Origin of the sequence: Cumulibacter soli (assembly GCF_004382795.1) — a bacterium.
Taxonomy (GTDB): domain Bacteria; phylum Actinomycetota; class Actinomycetes; order Mycobacteriales; family Antricoccaceae; genus Cumulibacter; species Cumulibacter soli.
The window spans coordinates 671106-692928 of sequence record NZ_SMSG01000001.1 but is presented as its reverse complement, the minus strand read 5'-3'; the positions used below and the strand labels follow the sequence as shown (position 1 = coordinate 692928).

The window sequence follows — 21823 nt, the reverse complement described above, 5'->3', positions numbered from 1 at the left end:
GTACGGTCAACGAAGAAACGTATCGACGATGATGGGGGCACACATGCTCGAACAGGTAGCGGACGGATTCACCTTCCTGGAAGGCCCACGCTGGCACGACGGAAAACTGTTCGTGTCGGACTTCTACACCGGCAGGGTCATCACGGTCGCGGACGACGGTGCCATCGAGGAGGTCGTCAAGCTCGACGACCGGCCTTCGGGTATGGGGTGGGCGCCGGACGGATCGATGCTGCTGGTGTCGATGACCGAGAAGAAGCTGCTGCGGGTTCGGGATCAGCAGGTCAGTGTGCACGCGGACCTGTCGTCGCTGGCATCGGGATTCCTCAACGACATGGTCGTGGACGCCGAGGGACGCGCGTATGTTGGTCACTTCGGGTTCAACCTGTTCGAACGCGAGGATTACCGCACCGCCTCCGTGATCGTGGTGCACCCAGACTCCTCGGCGCAAACCGGTGCCGAGGAGATGCACTTTCCGAACGGGTCGATGATCACTCCCGATGGCAGCACGCTCATCGTGAACGAGAGTTACGGCAACCGCATTTCGAAGTTCGAAATTCTGCCGGATGGCATGCTCGGAGCACGCCAGGACTTCGCGGTGTTCGGCGACGCGCCCACCACGAGCGATCTTGCGCACTTGCAGCGGGTGCGTAAGGCTGCCCCGGACGGTGGGTGTTTGGACGCCGATGGAGCGGTGTGGTTTGCCGACGCGGCCGGGTCGCGCCTGGTGCGGGTCGCCGAGGGCGGAGAAGTTCTACAGGAGATCGCTTGGGGCGGCGGTGGGCTGTTCGCTTGCATGCTCGGCGGTGCGGACGGCCGCACTCTGTATGCCTGTGGTGCCCCGGACTCGAATGCGCACAAGCGTGCGGCCGAGAAGGCGGCCGTCCTGCTGTCGACTCGTGTGGACGTGCCGCACGCTGGCCGACCATAGTCATCGCCCGCCGATACCCGCAGATCCGGTTCAAGACAGGCTCTGATGGCAGAGGCGTCGGGTATATCCACACGCCGTCTCGCTACAAGCGCGTTATGAAGCCGATATGTGCTGCGGAACGACCTGGGCGGGCTGGGTAATGAGCACGAGCGAGAACGTAAGGACGCAACTGCGGCGCGTCCCCAACGTGGGGGACGCGCCGCAGTCGCTCACACGGTTACGCGGTGGGAACCTGGCGGACCGCGCCGGTGGACGCCGAGGTGGCCATCGCCGCATACGCCTGCAGTGCCTTGCTCACCACGCGGTCACGATCAACCGGCTGCCACGGACGTTCCGACGCCTCCATCTTCGCGCGACGCTCGGCCAGTACCGCATCGCTGACGTTGACGCGGATCAGCCGCTCGTGGACGTCGATCTCGATCTCGTCGCCGTCCTCGACCAGGCCGATCGTTCCGCCAGCCGCGGCCTCGGGGGAGAGGTGCCCTACCGAGATTCCCGACGATCCGCCGGAGAACCGGCCGTCGGTGATCAGCGCGCAGACCTTGCCGAGCCCCAGGCCCTTGATGAACGAGGTCGGGTGCAGCATTTCCTGCATACCCGGACCGCCGGACGGCCCTTCGTAGCGCACAACGACGACGTGTCCGGCCTGTACGCGCTTGCTCAGGATCGCCTCGACGGCAGCCTCTTGTGACTCCACCACCAGAGCGGTACCAACGAAGTGGAACAGTTCTTCGTCGATACCGGCGGTCTTGATGACCGCGCCTTCCTCTGCCAGGTTGCCGTAGAGGACGGCGAGGCCGCCGTCGACGGTGTAAGCGTGCTCCAGATCCCGGATGCACCCTTCGGCCGCATCGGTGTCCAGCGAGTCCCAGCGGTTCTGAGTCGAGAACGCCTCGGTGGTGCGTACGCCGCCCGGTGCCGCGTGGAACAACTCCAGCGCGGTGTCGGTGGCCTTGCCGCCGCGCACATCCCAGTCGTCCAGCCAGCCCTGCAGGTCGGGTGAGTGCACCGAGTGCACGTCGGTGTTCAGCAGACCGGCGCGGTTCAACTCGCCGAGCAGGGCAGGGATTCCGCCCGCTCGGTGCACGTCTTCCATGTGGTAACTCGGGTGATTCGGCGCAACCTTCGACAGGCACGGAACCGAGCGTGACAACTTGTCGATCGCTGGGAGTTGGAAGTCGATCTCACCTTCGAGCGCCGCAGCCAGGATGTGCAGCACGGTGTTGGTGGAGCCGCCCATCGCGACGTCGAGCGCCATCGCGTTGTAGAACGCCTTTTCGTTAGCGATGTTGCGCGGCAGCACCGATTCATCGTCATTGTCGTAATACCGCTTGCACATATCGACGATCGTCGTGCCGGCGTTCAGGAACAGGTCCTTGCGGGCGGCGTGGGTCGCTAGCGTGGAACCGTTACCCGGCAACGAAAGCCCGAGCGCCTCGGTCAGGCAGTTCATCGAATTCGCGGTGAACATGCCGGAGCACGACCCGCACGTCGGACAGGCCGAACGCTCGACCGCGCTCAGGCCGTCATCGGTGACGTCCTCGGCAGCGGAGGCGTTGATCGCGGTGATCAGGTTTGTCGGGGTGCTGGCGACGCCGTTCACGATGACGGCCTTGCCGGCCTCCATCGGTCCGCCCGAGACGAAGATCGCCGGGATGTTTAGCCGCAACGCGGCCATCAACATACCGGGGGTGATCTTGTCGCAGTTGCTGATGCAAACGAGGGCGTCCGCGGTGTGGGCGTTAGCCATGTACTCAACCGAATCGGCGATGAGTTCACGACTGGGCAGCGAGTAGAGCATGCCTGCGTGGCCCATCGCGATACCGTCGTCTACCGCGATCGTGTTGAATTCCTTCGATACGCCGCCGGCCTCGCGAATCGCGCCGGCGACCAGGTCGCCCATGTCCTTGAGGTGGACGTGTCCGGGCACGAACTGCGTGTACGAGTTGGCAATCGCGATGATCGGCTTGCCGAAATCATCGTCGCCCATACCGGTGGCGCGCCACAGCGCGCGGGCACCGGCCATTTGGCGACCGTGGGTCGAGGTACGAGAGCGTAGCTCAGGCATGATGCTGCTCCTGGAAGTTGGTTACCCTCCCACGCTACGCCGCACCGCGGAACGCCGCACGCGGTGTAGGTGCGCGCAGGCCGGGGAGCCTCACGCGAGGCGTCCATCTGCCGCCGACCGGTACCGGGCGCGCCGACGATGTTCGGCAGGTCGGCGGCACCCGCCAGAGGTAGCCAGCCCCGCTACCGGGGCTCCCCGTCCCGCTCGCTGGACTACAGCGTGTCGCGGAAGTTGCGCAGGCGCCTTAGTGATGATTCGCGACCCAGCAGTTCCATCGACTCGAACAGCGGTGGTGACACCCGCGAGCCGGTGATGCCCACGCGCAGCGGACCGAACGCAAACTTCGGTTTGATGCCGAGCCCGTCGACTACGGCCGCGCGCAGGGCGGTCTCGATCGTCGCCGTCGACCAATCGGCCAACTCGGCCAGTGCGTCGATGGCTGCGTCGAGCACCCGAGGTGAGTCGTCGTTGAGCGCCTTGCCGGCGTCCTCGGCAATCTCGATGCCGGCGTCCGGCGTAAAGAGAAACTGCAGTTTGTCGAGCGCCTCCGACAGCAGCACCAGCCGCTCGGAAATCAGCGGTGTGGCCCGGCGCAGCAACTCGACCTCGTCGGTCGTGGGGGTCCATTCGCCGGTGTATGCGTAATGCTCGACGATCCGATCAGCCAACTCGGCATCCGACAGCGACCGAATGTAGTGCCCGTTGAGCCAGTCCAACTTCTTCAGGTCGAAGATCGGTCCAACGGTGTTGACCTTCGTCCAGTCGAAGCCGGCGACGAATTCGTCGAAGGTCGCGACCTCGGTCTCGCCCTCGACCGGCGGATACGCCAGCAGCTGCAGGAAGTTACGCAGCGCTTCGGGTAGGTAACCCTGCTCGCGGAACCAGGTCAGGCGCGCCGCCGGATTCTTCCGCTTGGAGATCTTCGACTTGTCCGTGTTCCGCAGCAGCGGCATGTGTGCGAAGGCTGGCGTGGGCAAGCCGAGCATCCGGTACAGCAGCACGTGTTTGGGAGTCGAGGAGATCCACTCCTCGCCGCGGACGACATGCGTGATCCCCATCAGGTGATCGTCGACGACGACGGCGAGGTGGTACGTCGGAAACCCGTCGGCTTTCAGAATCACCTGATCGTCGGGGCGCGGAGCCGATACCTTGCCGCGGATGATGTCCGCGAAGTCCAGCGGCGCGTCGTCGGGGATGAGCATGCGCACGACGGGATTCTCGGTGAAGCCGGGCATTGCGGCGCGTTCTTCGCGGGTCTTGCCCAGGCACAGCCGGTCGTATCCGGTCTGCGATACCTTGTCTTTCTGCTGCTGCTCGCGCAATTCCTTCAGCCGGTCCGATGAGCACCAGCAGTAGTAGGCCTGACCCGACTCGAGCAGCTGCTCGACGTACGGCCGGTACGTGTCCAGGCGCTCGGACTGACGGTACGGCGCGTATGGGCCACCGACATCCGGTCCTTCGTCCCACGGCAGTTCGAGCCAGCGAAGCGTGTCGAAGATCTGCTGCTCGGAGTCCGCGACGTACCGCGCGCGGTCGGTGTCCTCGATCCGCAGCACGAACTGCCCGCCGGTTTTGCGGGCGAACGCGAGATTGAACAGGGACATGTAAGCGGTACCGACGTGCGGGTCACCGGTAGGCGAGGGTGCGACGCGGAGGCGAGCAGGTGATGTCATGATGCCGCCAGCCTACCGGCCCTCGCATCGCACCCATCGCCGTGCGGACCCGGCCACGCCACAGCATCGGCGTCCGACCGGGACGAGGCGTCGAAACCCGAGAAACCGCGTGGTGGAACAACGAGAAGCGTTCCCGCCGAAACGACGAGTGGCGCGCCGCCGTTATGGCGACGCACCACTCGTGGCATGCAGTTACTTCTGCGGGGTGTTGCGCCGAAGCAACCCACGGCTACGCGAGATGCGGTAATCGATCCGATCGTCCACATACGATTCGAATCCGGGATGTTTGGGCAGCGCATCGGCGATCTGATTGGACACCCGGGCGAGCCGCTCATCACGCTGATCTCGTGCATAGATCTGCGCGTCCACTCTGAGTGCCTTGATATTGGCCCACGCCATCAGTATCAACACCACGCTGAATGGCAATGCAGTGGCCAAGGCGGCGGCTTGCAGCGCGCCGAGTCCGCCGGCCAGCAACAATGCCGCAGCGATAGCGCCCTCCAGCAACGCCCACAGCACCCGCGACCACATCGGCGGGTTCGGGTGACCGCCGGAGGCCAGCATGTCGACCACCAGCGACGCCGAGTCAGAGGAGGTGATGAAGAAGATCGCCACCAAGACGATCGCCAGCACCGACAGGATCTGTCCCAGCGGTAGCCCGCCAAGTACGTCGAACAGCGCCTGCTCCGCCACTATGACCTCTTCGCCATCGGCGTTCAGCGTGACGTAGTCCTCGCCGCCGTACATCTGGTTGAAGATGCCGGTACCGCCGAGAACCGAGAACCATAGGAAGCCCACGATGGTCGGTACCAGCAATACGCCGGCGATGAACTGCCGCACCGTACGGCCGCGGGAGATCCGCGCGATGAAGACTCCGACGAACGGAGACCACGAGATCCACCAGCCCCAGTAGAAGACGGTCCAACCGGAGAACCAGTCGGCGGCGCCTTCGCCGCGCTCGAAGGCGCCGACGTCGAAGCTCATCTGCAACAGGTTGGCCAGGTAGACGCCGATCGACTCGACGAAGTTCTGTAGGAGGAAAATCGTTGGCCCGAGCAAGAGCATGCTGATGAGCAGTACTCCGGCGAACGACAGGTTGATATTCGAGAGCCATTTGATGCCGGCGCCGAGGCCACTGATCACCGACGTGGTCGCCAGCAGGGTGATCACGATGATCAGAACAACTAACAGGACGTTGTCGACCGCGTCGACGATGCCGAGGTGGGCCATACCGCTAGAGATCTGTTGGACGCCGAGGCCCAGAGAGGTGGCCACACCGAATACGGTGCCGAAAATAGCGAGTACGTCAATGAGATCCCCGAGGCGACCTTTGACCCGTTCACCGAACAGTGGCTCCAACGCCCACCGGATCGACACGGGGCGGCCGCGTCGGTGGATCGCGTAACCCAGCGCGAGACCGATGATGGCGTAGATCGCCCAGGGGTGCAGACCCCAATGCACGAACGTCTGCGCCATTGCGAGGGCTGAGATCTCAGACTGGCTGCCATCCCAGCCCGGCTTGGGGTCAACGGTCGCGTAGGTCAGCGGTTCGCCGACGCCATAGAAGACCAGGCCGATGCCCATACCCGCGGCGAACAGCATCGCGAACCAGGTGAGCACCGAGAACTCGGGTTGCTCACCGTCGCGCCCGAGCGGGATCTTTCCGAGCCGGGAGAGTCCGATGGCGATCGCGACCACGACGAATCCGGAGACGACCAGCATGTAGTACCAGCCGAGGTTCGCCACGATCCAGTCGTTAATGCTGGTGAAGAGCGAATCGATGAAATCCGGAGCAGCGACCGCGACGATGGCGATCGCGAGGATTACCAGCAGCGCCGGCCAGAACACGGCCGGCGCAATCAGGCCCCTCCCGAGCCGTACGCCGTGACTGCGGAGTTTCGCGACGATCGCCTCGTCGGTGTCGTCCTCGCCGAGGTGGATCGCGGGCGGCAGGTGCACCGACTCCGGTAGCCCGGCGTACCTGTCGGTGACGACCGGGGAGGCCTCCGACTCAGAATCGTCGAGCCCGGGCGAGTGGTCAGAGTCGATTGGTTCAGCAGGGGGATTGTCCTGCGAGCTCATGTTCATCCGTTCGTAGGCGATGGGTCATGTGAACAGAAGAAGCGGCCGGCGGTGGTGCGCCGTGGCCGCATGCTTTCGATGCCGGGTAGGGACCGGATGGTGTAGCACCAATGGTCCGGTGTTCGGTGCGCAAACCGACGACGTCGGAGGGTTATCCGCACGCCGCACACTGCGGCCGACCGCCTGGTGGGCGGTGACTCCAAACGCCCGTGGCCCATCGATCTCGTCGTACGCCGGCCGTGGTGAGCCGTCCGCATGAGTCAGACCGATCGTGCCATCACGTATGCGTCACAGTAACAGTTAGTACACATCAGTAACGGGGTTCTGCTCTGACTGGGCGGGACGCGCCAGCCCCAAATCGCGCAGGCTGGCCGCGCGCGAGGCGGAGCGCTGCAGCATCGGGACGGGCCCGCTGTGGGCGCGGATGCGCGGCCGCGCGTTGGTAATCTTGCGGCCATGACTGAACCGACCGACTTCATCAGCGAGATCGTCCGCGCCGACAACGAAGCGGGGACTTTCGACGCTCGGGTTCAGACTCGATTTCCGCCCGAGCCGAATGGCTACCTGCATATCGGGCACGCGAAATCGATCGTGGTCAACTTCAGTACGGCGCAGCGGTTCGGCGGGATCTGCAACCTTCGGATGGACGACACCAATCCGGAGACCGAGGAGGCCGAGTACGTCGAGGGGATCCTCGAGGACCTGCGTTGGCTGGGCTACGAACCGAGCAAGGTGGTGTTCGCCTCCGACTACTTCGAGCAGCTCTATGCCTGGGCGGAGTACCTGGTGGAGCAGGGCAAGGCGTACGTCGACGATCAGGACGGCGACACGATCTCCGAGCAGCGCGGCGGCTACGGCAAACCGGGTATCGAGTCGCCGTACCGATCGCGGCCTGCCGCCGAAAGCCTGGATCTGCTGCGCCGGATGCGGGCCGGTGAGTTCGAGGACGGCGCGCGGTGCCTACGCGCCAAGATTGATATGCAGTCCGAGAACATGTGGTTGCGCGATCCCGTGCTGTACCGGATCAGGCGTGCGTCGCACCATCGCACTGCGGACACCTGGTCGATCTATCCGACGTACGACTGGGCGCACGGGCAGAGCGACGCAATCGAGGGCGTGACGCATTCGCTGTGCACGATGGAGTTTGAATCGCACCGTCCGCTGTACGACTGGCTGCTGGAGCAGTTGCCGTTGCCGGGCGACAAACCGCAGCAGACCGAGTTCGCCCGGATGGAAGTCACGCACACGATCACCTCGAAGCGACGGCTGCGCAATCTCGTCGAGGACGGCGTCGTCGAGGGTTGGTCGGATCCGCGCATGCCGACGCTGCGTGGGCTGCGGCGCCGCGGTTACCCCGCCGGTGCGATTCGTGCGTTCTGCGTCGAGACGGGTACGACTCGTACTAATTCGCGGCAAGCGATCGAATTGCTGGAGTCGTTCGTGCGCCGCGATCTGAACCTCACGGCGCAGCGTCGGATGGTCGTGCTGCGGCCGCTGCGGCTGGTACTGGATAACTGGCCGACGGATGCCGACGGGAACCCGGAAGTCGAGTATTTCGAGGTCGCGAACAACCCGGAGAACCCCGACGACGGGACCCGGCGCGTCGCGTTCACCGGCACCCTGGTGATCGAGCGGGATGACTTCGCTGAGGTGCCGCCGCCGAAGTTCTTCCGGCTGTCACCAGGTAAGGAGGTACGGCTGCGGGGTGCGTATTTGATCACGGCGACGTCGGTCGTGAAGGATTCCGACGGCGAAGTCGTTGAAGTGCGGGCGACGTACGACCCGCTCTCGAAGGGCGGCTCGGCGCCGGACGGACGCAAGGTCAAGTCGACGATGCATTGGGTATCGGTGCCGCAGTCGGTGCCGGTGCAGGCAGCGCTGTACGACAGGCTGTTTACGGCAGCGGTGCCCGGCGAGGCCAGCGGTGAGCCGTTGGATGACCTGAATCCCGCCTCCCGCGAGCTCCTCACCGACGCGCTGGCGGAGGCCGCAGTGGCTGAGGCGTCGCCGGGGCAGGTGCTGCAGTTCGAGCGCCTCGGCTACTTCGCCGCAGACACGGACCAGCCCGGACTCTTCCACCGGACGGTCGGATTGCGCGACGAGTGGGCGGCGATCCAGAAACGCGCCGCGAAGCAATAGTCCGCTGCGCTATCGCGCCCCGCATCATCTCCACCGCGGCGTCCACCCCCCGACCGATCGTCGACCAAGGGTGTGACGACGAAGGAGGCCCGAGCGCGTGGAGACGTCGTGGGGTGTGTGTTGATGCGTGGTCGCTTTCCGGTGAGTCCTGCGTCATCGCCGCGCGGCTCCTCGTTCCTCGTCGCCGCACCGGTCGATGACGGGGGAGCCTCCGCCGTCATCGACGCCCGGGGGAATACCTCGTTGGTCGATTACCGAGTGCGGGTTGCCGGTTCGATCGATGACCGGGGTCGAGACGGGGCGGCGATCGACCTAGGCGCCGGTGGCCTGCTGGATCGCCGCGGACCCGCCAAACGCCAACGCGCCGATATCGCTGGTTACCGCGACCCACGAAAAGCCGTGCCCGACCATCTGCGCCGCGCGTTGTGGAGTGCCCGCGAACGCCCCCGCGTGAATCCCAGCCCGCTGACAGGCCGCCGCGATCGTCGGCAGCGGCGCGCCGTCCGCCGTGTCCACCATCATGTCCTCGATATCGCGGCTGAGTGCGATCGACAGATCGAACGGGCCGACAAAGATCATGTCCAGATCCGGTGTCGCGGCGATCGCATCGACCTGATCGAGTGCGACCTGTGATTCGACCATCACCGCGACGAACGGCTTGCGACCGGAGCCGGGCGCAGTGCCGTACGGTGCGCCTTGCATGGGGCCGAGGCTACGGCCGCCTCGTGGTGCGTAATGCGCCGCGGCCACGGCCGCCTCGGCCTGTTCGGCGTTCTGCACCATCGGCACGATGACGCCGTCGGCTCCGGCGTCCAACGCGCGACCGATCAAGGCGTGGTCGTTCCACAGCGTGCGCACCAGCACCGGGACCTGGTGTTTCTTGCGTAGCGCGAACGTCTCGCGGACCGCGCGGTCGTCGTAGTGCCCGTGCTGGCCGTCGAGACACACCCAGTCAAATCCGACGTTCTCCAGCTGCGCCCCGAGCCGCGGCTCGCCGAGCGTTCCCCAGATGCCCGCCTTCAGCGAGCCAGTACCTGATTCGTTCGCAATGCTAGTCATTTGCCCATTCTTACCTAGTATTCGATACATGAAGATTCAGACAGGGCTAGCGAGCGAGAACATTGCCACCGCAGCCGACCGGGCGCGCAGCGCCGAGGATGCCGGATACGACGGAGTGACGATCGCTGAGGAGCGGCATGATCCGTTCCTGCCGCTGGTGCCGGCAGCGCTTGGCACGGAGCGGATCGAGATGACCACCAACATCGCAGTCGCGTTCGCGCGCTCGCCGATGACGGTCGCGAATACGGCGTACGACCTGGCTGAGGTCTCGAAGGGACGGTTCACCCTCGGTCTTGGCTCGCAGATCAAACCGCACATCGAGAAGCGGTTCGGGATGCCGTGGTCGAAGCCGGCCGCTCGGATGCGGGAGTACTTGCTCGCGCTGCGGGCGATCTGGTCGTGCTGGCAGGACGGTGGTCGCCTCGATTACCGCGGTGAGTTCTATCGCCACACGCTGATGACGCCTAACTTCACGCCTGCCGCGCACGAGTACGGGCCGCCGAAGATCAAGATCGCCGCAGTTGGCCCGTTGATGACCGAGGTTGCCGGGGAGGTCTCCGACGGCATCCTGCTGCACTCGTTCACCACTCCCGAGTACATCCGCCAGGTCACTGTGCCGAGTGTTGCCGCTGGCGCGCAGAAGGGGGGCCGAGAATTGAAGGACGTTGAAATCTCGGCAGTGCCGATGGTCGGCGTACTCGACGATGACGAGCGGGCGCCGGAGATCATTAGCGCTATTCGCAAGAAGTTGGCGTTCTACGGGTCGACCCCGGCGTACCGCCCGGTGCTGGAATTGCACGGCTGGGGTGATCTGCAGACCGAGTTACACCGATTGTCGCTGCAGGGCGAGTGGGACGCTATGGGCGAATTGATCGGCGACGAGCAGCTTGAGGCGATGGCGATCATTGGCTCGTCGCGTGAAGTCGCACAGCGACTCCTGGACGATTACGACGGGTTGGCTGCGTGGGTTGGGCCGTACACCCCGGGTGTTGAGGTCCGAGACTTGCTTGAAGTCGTCGTCGCCGAGGTCGCCAAGATCCGCGCCTCGGCATAGGTTCCGCGTCCCGCAGGGGACTACGGGGCGGTTGGTGCTGATCGGGTTGGTGCTGATCACGCAGCCTGAGCGGCGACTTGTCGATGTATGCGTGACGAGTAGCCGCTGTCGCTGCGTTTTCAGCACGGACACTCGTCGGCGTCTCCGAATGTCGGCGTCTTCGAATCGTCGGACGCTACGAGGCTTCAAGTGCGAGCAGGACGCGCTTGGCCTCCGTGCCGCCGACGTATGCGCCGAGACTGCCGTCGCTACGCACCGCGCGGTGGCATGGCATCACGATCGGCAGCGGATTGCTTCGGCACGCCACCCCGACCGCGTTCGACGCCCCGGGTCGGCCAACCCCCGCAGCGACTGCCGCGTACGACGCCGTCGCGCCGTAGCCGATCGACGGCAGATGGTCGATCACCGTGCGCTGAAAGTCGGTGACGAGTTGCAGGTCAATCGGCAGCGAGATGGTGGACGCTGTTCCGGCGAAGTACGCATCGATGGCGCGGGCAGCGCGGTCCAGGCTGCTACGTGCCGGAACTGGCCTCGGATGTAAATGTTCGGTCAGCGATTCGAGCACCCGAGAGAATCCCTCACGAGCGAACGCGACCCGGGCGATACCTGTGGGGGTCCGCGCCACCAGGAGGTCGCCCAGCGGACTGTCGATGATCCGATAACTGAATGCGTCGTGATGTGCGGCCAGGCGAGTAGGCGGCAGGCTGACGTGCAACTCTTCGGCCAGTGCCCCGGGTGGGGCAGATTCTCGCTCGGTCATGGGGTCCTTCGGGGCGGTGTGCAGGCACGCGACGAACCGCGTGTCCACCGTTTCAGAAGGGTCGTGTCCGACGAAATTGGGTTGAAGCGCGAGTACGTCCGTGCTGGTTAAGTCTGCTGATCGACACTCCTGCGCGTCAATGCCTCCGATGAGAAAACTCCGTAAAACTACGGAATTTCGGGGTTATACCGCACAACGGTGCCGCGATCGCCGTGTCGAGGACAAACCTCGCCGGCTCGGCGGTGGTTCGCGCCCGCGCGCCTTGACGGCTCGCGGTTCGCGATTAGTGATGATCTGCGGGTGCGGGGTACGGCGCCGACGGCCAGCCGCGACCTACGGTGGATGGCGCCGCACTCGCAGGTAGGTAGCAGTGGCGTCTCAACAGCGGTGGCATAAACAGCAGTGGCGTCCGGATGGGAATCCGGACGCCACTGAGTAGCGCGCTGGTGCGTTCGCGGTGCTGGCGTGAACGCTCCGTGCCGTTGAGTTCTACGAATCCGACTTCTTGCCACGACCACGCAGCAAGAACAGCAGCAGGAAGAGCACGATGCCACCGATCGCGATCGGGGCAGCCTTCTTGGCAACGGACCCGCCCGCGAGTTCGATGAGGTCGATCGGCTCGGCTTCACGGGCTGGGGCCGGCTTCGGCGCGGACGCCTGTGCTGCCTTCGCCTTGTCGGCGTCAGCGGTCGCGGCGGAGACCGCAGGGACCGAACCGGTAGGGGTCTTGTCCTCGTCGCCGGAAGCTGTTGTCGTGGCGCCCTCCCCACTGGCCTTGTCCGCAGCTGCGCTAGCAGCAGCGTCCGCGGCGGGCTCAGCGGGCTCCGAATCGCTATCGCCAGCGAGCTTGCTGGCGAGGCAGTCAGCGAACTGACCGATCAACTTGTTGCCGACGTCCACCATGACGCCGCGGCCGAACTGTGCCGGCTTCCCGGTGATGTTCAGGTCGGTGACAACCTTGACCTCGGTTGAGTCGCCCTGGCCGCTCAGGGTCGCGGTGACCTTCGCCGCCGCGGTCCCGTTTCCGCGAGCGTCACGCCCACGCGCGTCGATGACGGCACGGTGGTTGGCTTCGTCCTTCTCTACGAAGGAGGCTTGACCCTTGTACGTCAGATTGATGGGGCCGAGTTTGACCTTCACCGAGCCGGTGAAGTCGTCGCCGTCCACGTTATCGACGGACGCGCCGGGCATGCAGGGCGCGATCTGTTCTACGTCCAGCAGAACAGGCCAAGCCTTCTCGACCGGGACGGGAATGGTGAATGAGTGCTCGAGCTCCATGTCACTCCTCATAGGTTGCGGGCGGCTAACTTATGGCGACCGGTTGGTGCGCCGATTGCGGTGAACGCTACGTCATCCGACCCTACGGGTCGAGCGCGACAGAACTGCCGCTGACGGCGAAACTCTCGTGCCGAAACCCTACGCCTCGTCGTGTGTCGGTAGACGAGGAGCGGGCCTCGAACGACCTCCGCCGTGCTCCGGGCGGAGCACGGCGGACGTCAGATGCCAGGTTCTTACAGGCCGAGCGCTGCGGATAAAGCGCGACGGGTCAGCACCCGCGCCAGGTGCTCTCGGTAGTCGGCCTTGGCCGACAGATCGTCGGTCGGGCTCGTACCTTCCGCGGCATGCTCGGCGGCAGCCGCGATGGTCTCCGCGTTCGCGGGCTTACCGACGAGGGCCGCCTCAACACCAGCAGCACGGATCGGTACCGAACCCATGTTGGTCAACCCGACGCGGGCGTCAGTGATGTTGCCGCCCTCGACCTTCACGGCAGCCGCCGAACCGACCGTTGCCCAGCCCTGCGCCATCCGGTTGAACTTCTGGTAGTTGCTCTTCAGGTCGCCCGAGCGCGGCAGGATAACCGCGGTGAGCACCTCGTTCTCCTCGATCGTCGTCGTCAGATAGTCGACGAAGAACTCTGAGGCAGCAACCGTACGGCGCCCGTTCGGGCCGGCGATCTCGAACTCGGCATTCAGCGCGACCGCCGCGGCGCCGAGGTCACCGGCGGGATCGGCGTGCGCGAGCGCTCCACCGAGCGTCCCGCGATGGCGCACCTGACGGTCGGCGACGGTCTCGGTCACCTGGTGCAGCAGCGGCAGGTGCTCGGCGACAATCGGGTTGTCCAAGACTTCGGCGTGGGTGACCATCGATCCGATGCGGACCTTGTCGCCCTCGGCCGAAACCTGACGCAACTCGTCAATCGCGCCGATGTCGACCACGGTGGACGGCGCCGCCAGGCGCAGCCGCAGCACCGGGATGAAGGACTGGCCACCGGCGATGACCTTGGGATCGTCGCCGCCGTTGGCGAGCGCCTGTACGGCTTCGTCGATTGTCGACGGCCGCGTGTATTCGAACTGTGCGGGAATCATCGAAAGGTTCTCTCTTTCTCGATTAGGGAGCTACGCGGCGGAGCCGTTGTGGATCGCCCGCCAAACCCGTTCCGGGGTGGCCGGCATGCGGAGGTCATTGATGCCGTACTGCCGCAGCGCATCGACGACCGCGTTCATCACAGCGGGAGTCGACGCGATACAGCCGGCCTCGCCGACACCCTTGACCCCCAGCGGGTTGCTGGTTGCCGCGGTGACGGTTTGGTCGGTCAAGAACGCCGGTAGGTCGGCGGCAGAAGGCAGCGTGTAGTCGACGAAGGTGCCAGTGGTGAGGTTGCCATCGGCGTCGTAAATGACCTCCTCGTACAGGGCCTGAGCGATGCCCTGGGCGAGACCGCCGTGTACTTGACCGTCGACGATCAGCGGGTTCACGATGTTGCCGACGTCGTCGACGCACGCGTACTTGATCAGGCGTGCATCGCCGGTATCGGTGTCGATCTCGACCGCTGCGAGATGCGTGCCGTGCGGGAAGGAGAAGTTCTCCGGGTCGTACGTCGCATCGCTGTCCAGGCCGAGTTCCATACCTTCCGGATAGTCGTGCCCGGCGAAGTTGGCCAGGGCGATCTCCTGAATCGATACGCCCTTATCGGTGCCCTTCACCTTGAACTGTCCGGCATCGAACTCAAGGTCGTCCTCGGCAGCCTCGAGGAGGTGCGCGGCCAACTTCTTGGCCTTGTCCTTCACCTTATCAGCGGCCTTCACGATCGCGATTCCACCCACGACCAGTGAGCGCGAGCCGTAGGTGTCCAGGCCCTTGTGCGATGTCGCGGTGTCGCCGTGGATGATCTCGATGTCGTCGTACGGCACGCCCAACTGGTCGGAGACGATCTGCGCGAACGCGGTCTCGTGCCCCTGGCCGTGTGCGGAGGCGCCGGTGATGACTTCGACCTTGCCGGTGGGCAGCATCCGGATCGAGCTGTACTCCCAACCGCCGGCGCCGTAGTCCAACGAGCCGAGAACTCGGGATGGCGCCAGGCCACACATCTCGGTGAACGTCGAGATGCCTAGGCCGATCTGCTTGGTTGCGCCCTCAGCGCGGCGTTTGTCGCGCTCGGCCTTTACCGCGTCCCACCCGAAGAGTTCGAGCGCGCGGTCGGTCGCCGCCTCGTAGTTACCCGAGTCGTAGGTGAGCCCACACACCGTGGTGAACGGGAACTCCTCGTGCTTGATCCAGTTCCTACGGCGTACCTCCATCGGATCCAGATCAAGTTCGACGGCCAATTCGTCGACGATCCGCTCGATTGCGTACGTCGCCTCCGGTCGGCCGGCGCCGCGGTACGCATCGGTCGGGGTCTTCGTAGTGAAGACGCCGTGACAGGTGAACCGGTACGCCGGGATCTTGTAGATCGCCGGGAACATGAACGCGCCGAGGATCGGCACGCCAGGACCGACCAGTCGCAGGTAGGCGCCCATGTCGGCGTGCAATTCGATATCGAGGCCGGTGATCTGCCCGTCCTTCGTCGCCGAAATGGTGACGTCCTGGATTTGGTCCCGCCCATGGTGAGCGACCAACAATGACTCCGAGCGGCTCTCGGTGTGCTTGACCGCACGGCCGAGACGCATCGCCACCAGGGCGGTGATCAATTCCTCCGGAGTGACCGGAATCTTGCCGCCGAAACCACCGCCGACGTCCGGTGCGATCACTCGCACCTTGTGTTCCGGAATTCCGAGAGTCATCGCGAGCATCAGGCGCAGAATGTGCGGTACCTGAGTGGAAGACGTCAACGTCACCCCGCCGTCGGTCGGCTCGGCGACCACGGAACGCGGCTCCATGAACGCCGGCGCGAGCCGCTGTTGGATGAATCGCCGCTTGAGCACGACCTCGCCGTCGGTGATCGCCTGATCGACGTTGCCACCGGTGCCGGCGGCAGCCGAGTCGAATGCCCACGTGTAGGACTTGTTCGACTCGGTGTTCGGATGCACGAGGGTCGCGCCGTCCTTTAGCGCCTCCTCCATGTCGAGCACGGGCGGCAGCGCTTCGTAGTCGACTTCGACCAACTCGGCCGCGTCCATCGCCTGCGCCTTGGTGCGTGCCACGACGACCGCTACGGCCTCACCTACGTGATTGACCTGGGTGACCGCCAAAGACGGCGCTCCAGGGTTGACCATGTCGGGGGTGACCGGCCACGCGCATGGCAGGTCGCCCTGGATTTCGGCGACGTCCTGCCCGGTGATGACGTCGATGATGCCGGGCTTCTCCTTGGCAGCAGCCACCTCGATGCTGTTGATCTTCGCGTGCGCGATCGGGCTGCGCACGAAAGATAGGTGCAGCATGCCGGTGGCGCTCTTATTGTCAGCCCAGGTGGTGCGGCCGGTGACGAGGTGCTTATCTTCGCGACGGGTCCGCGCATTGCCGATCTCGGCGGGGCGGTCGTCCACGGCGGTCATTGCGCCACGCCCGCGCTCGAGGACTGCTTCGACGCAGCCGAAATGGCGGCAACGATGTTCTGGTAGCCCGTGCAACGGCAGAGGTTGCCCTCGATGCCCTCACGGATCTCCGCATCGCTCGGGTTCGGGTTCGACTTCAGGAAGTCGATCGCCGACATGATCATCCCCGGCGTGCAGTAGCCGCACTGCAGGGCGTGGTTCTCGTGGAAGGCCTGCTGCATCGGGTGCAGGTTATCGCCGTCCGCGATGCCCTCGATCGTGGTGATCTCGTGGCCATCGGCCTGGACGGCGAGCATCGTGCAGCTCTTGATCGCCTTGCCGTCGAGGTGGACAGTGCAGGCGCCGCAGTTGCTCGTATCGCAGCCGATAACCGTGCCGGTCTTGCCGAGTACTTCGCGGATGTAGTGGACGAGAAGCATACGGGGCTCCACGTCGTCCTCATTTTTTACGCCGTCTACGGTGACGCTGATCCTGGCCATCTGCGCTCCTAGTGTCGAGGATTTACTTGTGTTGGTACTGCGACCCAACAACGGTCTGTGCTGAGCATATGTGGTCGGAGCCACACGGGAAACCGCAGTCTACTTATTGGTACGCCTCGGAGGTTGGACGGCTCGGCGACCGACCAAGAGAAGCGGCGTCCCGGCAAGGTGCCGGGACGCCGCGATGTGCCCTATCAGGCCCAGACTGTCGTCTCCATGACGTGCTTGAGAGCTTCTCGGGAGGTATCCACATTCTCGGGCAGGGCGTTGACGGTGAAGAAGTAATAGGTGCCGTTGTGGATGACCGCGAACTGGGTCGAGGTGACGTCACCGCCATCCTGATACGTACCGCTTTGCCAGCCGATCGTCTGCTCGCCGTCGATCTCGGTGAGGCCGATGACCGAGTCCTCGGTCGTGGTGCTGAAGTTGTCGGCGAACTGGGACTGGATCTGATCGACCGCGCTCTCCAACGGGGTGCCATCATCCTCGGCCGAGGCGACGATGATGTGTGAGGGCATGCTCGCATTGGCGGTATCCGTGTCGTACAACTTCACCACGCCGCTCACATCGTCGTTCACGACTTCTGCGCCGTCCGCCCAGCCCTCGGGCATGGTGTAGGTAAACGAGTCGTCGGTCGCAGAGACCAACTCCGCATCGGGCTCCGGATCTTCCGAAGGGGGCGGATCGCCGGAGGGATTGGTGACTTCGTTTCCGGTGCCGTCGTTACCGGCGTCCTTGGCATCCGAGTCGCTGGTGAGGACCACGATGACCGTGGCAACGGCGAGGGCGAGCAATGCCACTAACGCCGCAATGATCGGTCCGGTCAGGATCCGTGGTCGCTGGGCATGAGAAGACATCGAATCCCCTTGGTCGGATGGTTACGTGCTCGTCGTTATGGACGCTGCATACCGTGCGAGGGTTTCATAGCCCGGTTACGGCTAGGCGACGGATGGGACTAGTTCGAGCAGTTTCCTACCCGCCGCGTTGGCGGGCACCGCGTGGATGCGGGGCAGGCAAAAAGGTAGCGACGCTCGTCGATGCTGCAGACGAGCGTCGCTACCGTGCGATTCAGTGGTGCCTTGTGGGTTTAGGCCCAGGCGACCGTTTCGACCAATTGGACGAACTTCTCACTCGCGGGGCCCTGCTGGCCGTCGAGCGTGTTCAAGATGAATCCGTACGCGTTGCCATCGTGCTGGGTGAGGACGATGGCCGACGCGAGCGTCTGTCCGCCCTGGTCGTACGCATCGGTGGTGTAGGCGATCGCGTCCTCACCGTCGATGTCCGAGAGCGGGAAATCCTTCGCCTCGGTCGCGGTGGTGTCGAACTGGGACTCCAGTTGTCCCACGACGGCGTCTGCCATTTCCTCGAGGCTGTAGCCCTTCAGCGATTCCTTGGTGACCACGATCGTCGTGGGGAACTCCGAGCCGCTGGTGTCGTATGCCGCGGCGACCGCGGACGGAACTGAGACCTGGCCCGTACCGTCCTCGTACCCCTCGGGGAACTCGAACGTGAAGGCGCCATCGGAGGATGTCTGCGAGCCGGCGGGCGTGGAGCCGCCGGAATCGGTCGACTCCGACTCGCTGGACTCGGACTCGCTCGACTCGGACTCGCTTGACTCGGACTCAGGCGAGGAGCCGCCGGAATCGGTCGACTCGGACGTGGTCGAGGAGCCTCCCGGCGAGCCGTCGCCGTCGGTTTCGTCTGAGCAAGCGGCGGCAGCGAGGACAATTAGGGAAGCGGCTGAGGCAGCAAACGTACGTCGAAAGGTCAGGTTCATGCGACCAGGATATGAGAGATTCTCGTGCAATACCGGGCAAATACGGTGCAATCGGGCACGTCACTGTGCTTGACGCGGCACGATTCTTAGCGACGAAATAACAACGCGGCGTACCCCCAGTGGGAGTACGCCGCGATGGAATGCGGTTACTAGCCGACGATCAGACCCTTGGTCGCGGTGCGTGCGCGCTCGAAGCGAGCGGTGACATCGCTCCAGTTGACGACGTTCCACCATGCCTTGGCGTAGTCGGCCTTGACGTTCTTGTACTGCAGGTAGAAGGCGTGCTCCCACATGTCCAGCATCAGGATCGGAGTCAGACCGATCGGGGCGTTGGCCTGCTGGTCGAAGAGCTGCACGATGACTAACTGCTCGCAGATCGAATCCCACGCGAGGATCGCCCAGCCGGAGCCCTGGATGGTGGTCGCGACGGCCTCGAAGTGAGCCTGGAACTTCTCGAAGGAGCCGAAGTCCTGATCGATCGCCGCGGCGATCTCACCCTCGGGACGGCCACCGCCATCGGGCGACATGTTCTGCCAGAACACCGAGTGGTTGGTGTGGCCACCGAGGTTGAAGGCGAGGTTCTTCTCGAGCATCGGGATAGCGCCCAGGTCGCCGGAGTCGCGGGCGGCGGCAAGCTTCTCCAGTGCCGTGTTCGCGTCATCGACGTACTTCTGGTGATGCTTGCTGTGGTGCAGCTGCATGATCTCGCCGCTGATGTGCGGCTCGAGGGCGCCGTAGTCGTACGAAAGGTCTGGGAGGGTGTACTTTGCCATGGTTCTGACATGCTCCTTCTAGTCGAGAGGCTTAGTCCACGCCCAGGCTAGTCCCATTCAGGTCTTCGTGCGACAGGGGATGGCGGGTCCTTGCTTTCGGCTCAAAACGTGGCGATTCGCGCTGCTGAGTTATCTCCGGTAAGTGCGCGTCGATGCCGGTCGGGCGTATTCATCGGTGGCGCAGGCCGAGGGTGGCCCCCGCGCGGCGGACCGGGGTGAGGGCGACATCGGGCACCAGGTCGGCCAGGAAGCGGTAGCCGGCGAGATCGCCGCTGTCGTTACGATCCAAGTTCTCGTGCACCCACGCCGTGATCTCGCCCCACCCGGGTGCGGCTAACGATCCGCCGAAATGCTGCACCGACAGCGCCGCGCACAGATTGGCGAACCGCAACCGGTCCTGCAGGGCCCAGTCAGCGAGGGTGCCGACGACGAACGCCGCGCCGAATACGTCCCCTGCTCCCGTGGGATCGATCGCGTCCACCTTCAGCCCAGGCACGTCGGCACTCTCGCCGGTGCGCTGATCGATCGCGTAAGCCCCGTCCTGCCCGCGGGTCACCACCACGACCGGGACGTGCTCGGCCAAACGCGCCGCCGCGGCCACCGGGTCGTCGGTGCGGCTGAGTGCCATCGCCTCATCAGCATTCGGCAGAAACGCGTCGCAGGCGCCAAGCCGCTCGACCATCTGTGCTGACCACTGTTGGCTCAGGTCCCAGCCGAGATCGGCGAACACCATCGCGCCCGAGTCGCGCGCGTGCGTCACCCACTTCTGCTCGTTGAGGGTGAGCCCGGCGAAGCACGCCCGTGCCGGTGGCGGCGAGCCGATGATCTGATCGAGGGTCTGCGGGGAGGGGTGGCCATGGGTGACCATCGCGCGGTCGCGACCGACTGCCAAGGAGACCGTGACTGGGGAATGCCAGCCGTCGAATCGTCGTGAGGCCGAAAGGTCGATGTCCTCTTGGGCGGCGAGCGTGTCCCAGCAATAGTCGCCGTATAGATCGTCACCGAACGCCGCAGCGAGCCAGGTGCGCAGGCCGAGGCGACGCATCGCGACGGCCATATTCGCCAGTCCACCGGGACTCGAACCCATCCCCGGCGCCCAGCCTTCGGTGCCCGGAGGCGGCATCTCGTCGAGACCGGTGAAGACCAGATCGAAAAACACCTCGCCTGCGCAAAACACATCCACGAACGGGTCCCCGGGGCGGCGTACCGAGGAGAGCGCATCGATCATCACCCGCGGCGTACGCCGGGGATGTTCCTGTAGGCCGTCCTTGGCCTGCAACGCGCCGAAATCCCGGATTGCGGCGTTCTCGGGGAGATTCGGCATGCGTCCAGGCTATCGGCTTTCAGCGCCCGAGGCGTAGAGCGTCAGTTTCAGATCGTCACCGCAGATGAGCCCGAGGCGTAAGGGCCCTGGCCGTGTGGCAAACGTGGTGACTATCGATTGAGCTGGCGGACGGCGTCGAATGGTGCGGCAGAGCTGACCCGTGCGTGGATGCCGGCAGTGACGGCTTCTTTCGCGGACTTGGCGGCCTGAATCGGCGTAGCGCCCTTCGCGAGTTCCGCGGTGACGGCGGCCGCGAGGGTGCATCCCGCGCCCGAAACCGCGTGTTCGCCGACCTTCGGCGCGCTGAGAATTTCGAGGGTTGCACCGTCGTAGAACACGTCGATGGCATCCGGTCCGGCGAGCCGCACCCCGCCCTTGGCGAGTACGGCGGCACCGGACTTCTCGTGGATCACCTTCGCGGCGGCCACCAAGTCATCGACGGACTCGATTGAGTCGCGTCCCGACAGCGCTATCGCCTCGAAGTGGTTCGGTGTGACAAATGTGGCTAGCGGCAAGATCTGCGCCTTCAACGCGTTATCAGTGTCTAGCGCGGCACCCGGCTCCTGCCCCTTGCAGATGAGCACCGGGTCAAGCACCAGGTTCGGCAGCGACGCACCGGCGAGCGCGTTCGCCACGGTCTCGATCGTGGTTGGTGTGCCGAGCATCCCGATCTTGACCGCGTCCGGGGTGTACGCCGCGAACTGAGCTTCGAGTTGGTCAGCGATCACCTCCGTATCGACCGGCACGAATCGGTGCGCCCACTCGTTCTTCGGATCGAAACTCACGATGCAGGTCAAGGCCACCATGCCGAACACGTCGTGGGCCTGGAACGTCTTGAGATCGGCCTGCGCGCCCGCGCCACCGGTCGCCTCAGACCCTGCGATGGTCAATGCGATGGCAGGGCGAGTAGCGGATTCCTGGATCTTAGCCATTCG

Annotated in this window: 17 protein-coding genes; 3 read left to right on the top strand and 14 right to left on the bottom strand. The window is 64.8% G+C overall.

From position 1 onward, the window contains the following. Positions 1 to 43 precede the first annotated feature (43 nt). Complete coding sequence (locus tag E1H16_RS03295; RefSeq protein ID WP_243837613.1) at positions 44 to 928, top strand: SMP-30/gluconolactonase/LRE family protein; 885 nt, start codon at positions 44 to 46, stop codon at positions 926 to 928. Positions 929 to 1145: 217 nt separating this feature from the next. Here E1H16_RS03295 and ilvD read toward each other — a convergent pair whose 3' ends face one another. The 3 genes from ilvD to E1H16_RS03280 all read right to left on the bottom strand — a co-directional run bounded on the left by ilvD (position 1146) and on the right by E1H16_RS03280 (position 6751). Continuing rightward, the gene (ilvD, locus tag E1H16_RS03290; RefSeq protein ID WP_208378814.1) at positions 1146 to 2996 is read right to left on the bottom strand and encodes a dihydroxy-acid dehydratase; all 1851 of its coding nucleotides are present in this window, start codon (positions 2994 to 2996) and stop codon (positions 1146 to 1148) included. 212 nt (positions 2997 to 3208) lie between these two features. Continuing rightward, the gene (gene gltX / locus E1H16_RS03285) at positions 3209 to 4669 is read right to left on the bottom strand and encodes a glutamate--tRNA ligase (protein ID WP_134322230.1); all 1461 of its coding nucleotides are present in this window, start codon (positions 4667 to 4669) and stop codon (positions 3209 to 3211) included. A 192-nt stretch (positions 4670 to 4861) separates the two neighbouring features. Next, complete coding sequence (locus E1H16_RS03280; protein ID WP_134322229.1) at positions 4862 to 6751, bottom strand: BCCT family transporter; 1890 nt, start codon at positions 6749 to 6751, stop codon at positions 4862 to 4864. A 456-nt stretch (positions 6752 to 7207) separates the two neighbouring features. On the opposite strand from E1H16_RS03280, the gene E1H16_RS03275 reads away from it, so the two are divergent. Continuing rightward, complete coding sequence (locus tag E1H16_RS03275) at positions 7208 to 8890, top strand: glutamine--tRNA ligase/YqeY domain fusion protein (RefSeq protein WP_134322228.1); 1683 nt, start codon at positions 7208 to 7210, stop codon at positions 8888 to 8890. Positions 8891 to 9202: 312 nt separating this feature from the next. Here E1H16_RS03275 and E1H16_RS03270 read toward each other — a convergent pair whose 3' ends face one another. Next, positions 9203 to 9949, bottom strand: a complete 747-nt coding sequence (locus E1H16_RS03270) for an HpcH/HpaI aldolase family protein (protein ID WP_166741600.1) — start codon at positions 9947 to 9949, stop codon at positions 9203 to 9205. Between the two features lie 28 nt (positions 9950 to 9977). Here E1H16_RS03270 and E1H16_RS03265 point away from each other — a divergent pair, with 28 nt between their 5' ends. Next, positions 9978 to 11003: a TIGR03617 family F420-dependent LLM class oxidoreductase gene (locus tag E1H16_RS03265; RefSeq protein WP_134322226.1), complete on the top strand. Its 1026-nt coding sequence runs from the start codon at positions 9978 to 9980 to the stop codon at positions 11001 to 11003. A 175-nt stretch (positions 11004 to 11178) separates the two neighbouring features. Here E1H16_RS03265 and E1H16_RS03260 read toward each other — a convergent pair whose 3' ends face one another. From E1H16_RS03260 to E1H16_RS03215, 10 genes are all read right to left on the bottom strand, one after another. Further along, the gene (locus E1H16_RS03260) at positions 11179 to 11763 is read right to left on the bottom strand and encodes a methylated-DNA--[protein]-cysteine S-methyltransferase (RefSeq protein WP_134322225.1); all 585 of its coding nucleotides are present in this window, start codon (positions 11761 to 11763) and stop codon (positions 11179 to 11181) included. 489 nt (positions 11764 to 12252) lie between these two features. Further along, a complete protein-coding gene (locus tag E1H16_RS03255) occupies positions 12253 to 13041 on the bottom strand; it encodes an SRPBCC family protein (RefSeq protein ID WP_134322224.1) in 789 nt (262 codons plus the stop codon). A 233-nt stretch (positions 13042 to 13274) separates the two neighbouring features. Continuing rightward, positions 13275 to 14129, bottom strand: coding sequence for an FAD binding domain-containing protein (locus tag E1H16_RS03250; RefSeq protein ID WP_134322223.1), 855 nt, complete (start codon positions 14127 to 14129; stop codon positions 13275 to 13277). 30 nt (positions 14130 to 14159) lie between these two features. After that, complete coding sequence (locus E1H16_RS03245; protein WP_134322222.1) at positions 14160 to 16535, bottom strand: xanthine dehydrogenase family protein molybdopterin-binding subunit; 2376 nt, start codon at positions 16533 to 16535, stop codon at positions 14160 to 14162. Further along, a complete protein-coding gene (locus tag E1H16_RS03240) occupies positions 16532 to 17014 on the bottom strand; it encodes a (2Fe-2S)-binding protein (RefSeq protein ID WP_134322221.1) in 483 nt (160 codons plus the stop codon). Before E1H16_RS03240 ends, E1H16_RS03245 begins: the two co-directional genes overlap by 4 nt. 194 nt (positions 17015 to 17208) lie before the next feature. Further along, positions 17209 to 17871: a hypothetical protein gene (locus E1H16_RS03235; protein ID WP_134322220.1), complete on the bottom strand. Its 663-nt coding sequence runs from the start codon at positions 17869 to 17871 to the stop codon at positions 17209 to 17211. A gap of 230 nt (positions 17872 to 18101) precedes the next feature. Continuing rightward, on the bottom strand, positions 18102 to 18791 hold the full coding sequence (locus tag E1H16_RS03230; RefSeq protein WP_134322219.1) for a hypothetical protein: 690 nt from the start codon (positions 18789 to 18791) through the stop codon (positions 18102 to 18104). A gap of 149 nt (positions 18792 to 18940) precedes the next feature. Further along, positions 18941 to 19564 carry a superoxide dismutase gene (locus tag E1H16_RS03225; RefSeq protein ID WP_134322218.1) on the bottom strand — a complete coding sequence of 208 codons (624 nt, stop codon included), beginning with the start codon at positions 19562 to 19564 and terminating at the stop codon, positions 18941 to 18943. A gap of 169 nt (positions 19565 to 19733) precedes the next feature. Then, positions 19734 to 20888 (bottom strand): carbohydrate kinase family protein, encoded by a 1155-nt coding sequence (locus tag E1H16_RS03220; protein ID WP_243837611.1) that lies wholly within the window; start codon positions 20886 to 20888, stop codon positions 19734 to 19736. A 110-nt stretch (positions 20889 to 20998) separates the two neighbouring features. Further along, entirely contained in the window at positions 20999 to 21820 is an 822-nt protein-coding gene (locus tag E1H16_RS03215; protein WP_134322217.1) for a hydroxymethylpyrimidine/phosphomethylpyrimidine kinase, read from the bottom strand. Between the last annotated feature and the right edge of the window lie 3 nt (positions 21821 to 21823).

Excerpts from the sequence above, each read along its gene's own strand:
- E1H16_RS03295 (WP_243837613.1), top strand. The coding sequence starts at position 44 with ATGCTCGAACAGGTAGCGGACGGATTCACCTTCCTGGAAGGCCCACGC.
- ilvD (WP_208378814.1), bottom strand. The coding sequence starts at position 2,996 with ATGCCTGAGCTACGCTCTCGTACCTCGACCCACGGTCGCCAAATGGCC.
- gltX (WP_134322230.1), bottom strand. The coding sequence starts at position 4,669 with ATGACATCACCTGCTCGCCTCCGCGTCGCACCCTCGCCTACCGGTGAC.
- E1H16_RS03280 (WP_134322229.1), bottom strand. The coding sequence starts at position 6,751 with ATGAGCTCGCAGGACAATCCCCCTGCTGAACCAATCGACTCTGACCAC.
- E1H16_RS03275 (WP_134322228.1), top strand. The coding sequence starts at position 7,208 with ATGACTGAACCGACCGACTTCATCAGCGAGATCGTCCGCGCCGACAAC.
- E1H16_RS03270 (WP_166741600.1), bottom strand. The coding sequence starts at position 9,949 with ATGACTAGCATTGCGAACGAATCAGGTACTGGCTCGCTGAAGGCGGGC.
- E1H16_RS03265 (WP_134322226.1), top strand. The coding sequence starts at position 9,978 with ATGAAGATTCAGACAGGGCTAGCGAGCGAGAACATTGCCACCGCAGCC.
- E1H16_RS03260 (WP_134322225.1), bottom strand. The coding sequence starts at position 11,763 with ATGACCGAGCGAGAATCTGCCCCACCCGGGGCACTGGCCGAAGAGTTG.
- E1H16_RS03255 (WP_134322224.1), bottom strand. The coding sequence starts at position 13,041 with ATGGAGCTCGAGCACTCATTCACCATTCCCGTCCCGGTCGAGAAGGCT.
- E1H16_RS03250 (WP_134322223.1), bottom strand. The coding sequence starts at position 14,129 with ATGATTCCCGCACAGTTCGAATACACGCGGCCGTCGACAATCGACGAA.
- E1H16_RS03245 (WP_134322222.1), bottom strand. The coding sequence starts at position 16,535 with ATGACCGCCGTGGACGACCGCCCCGCCGAGATCGGCAATGCGCGGACC.
- E1H16_RS03240 (WP_134322221.1), bottom strand. The coding sequence starts at position 17,014 with ATGGCCAGGATCAGCGTCACCGTAGACGGCGTAAAAAATGAGGACGAC.
- E1H16_RS03235 (WP_134322220.1), bottom strand. The coding sequence starts at position 17,871 with ATGTCTTCTCATGCCCAGCGACCACGGATCCTGACCGGACCGATCATT.
- E1H16_RS03230 (WP_134322219.1), bottom strand. The coding sequence starts at position 18,791 with ATGAACCTGACCTTTCGACGTACGTTTGCTGCCTCAGCCGCTTCCCTA.
- E1H16_RS03225 (WP_134322218.1), bottom strand. The coding sequence starts at position 19,564 with ATGGCAAAGTACACCCTCCCAGACCTTTCGTACGACTACGGCGCCCTC.
- E1H16_RS03220 (WP_243837611.1), bottom strand. The coding sequence starts at position 20,888 with ATGCCGAATCTCCCCGAGAACGCCGCAATCCGGGATTTCGGCGCGTTG.
- E1H16_RS03215 (WP_134322217.1), bottom strand. The coding sequence starts at position 21,820 with ATGGCTAAGATCCAGGAATCCGCTACTCGCCCTGCCATCGCATTGACC.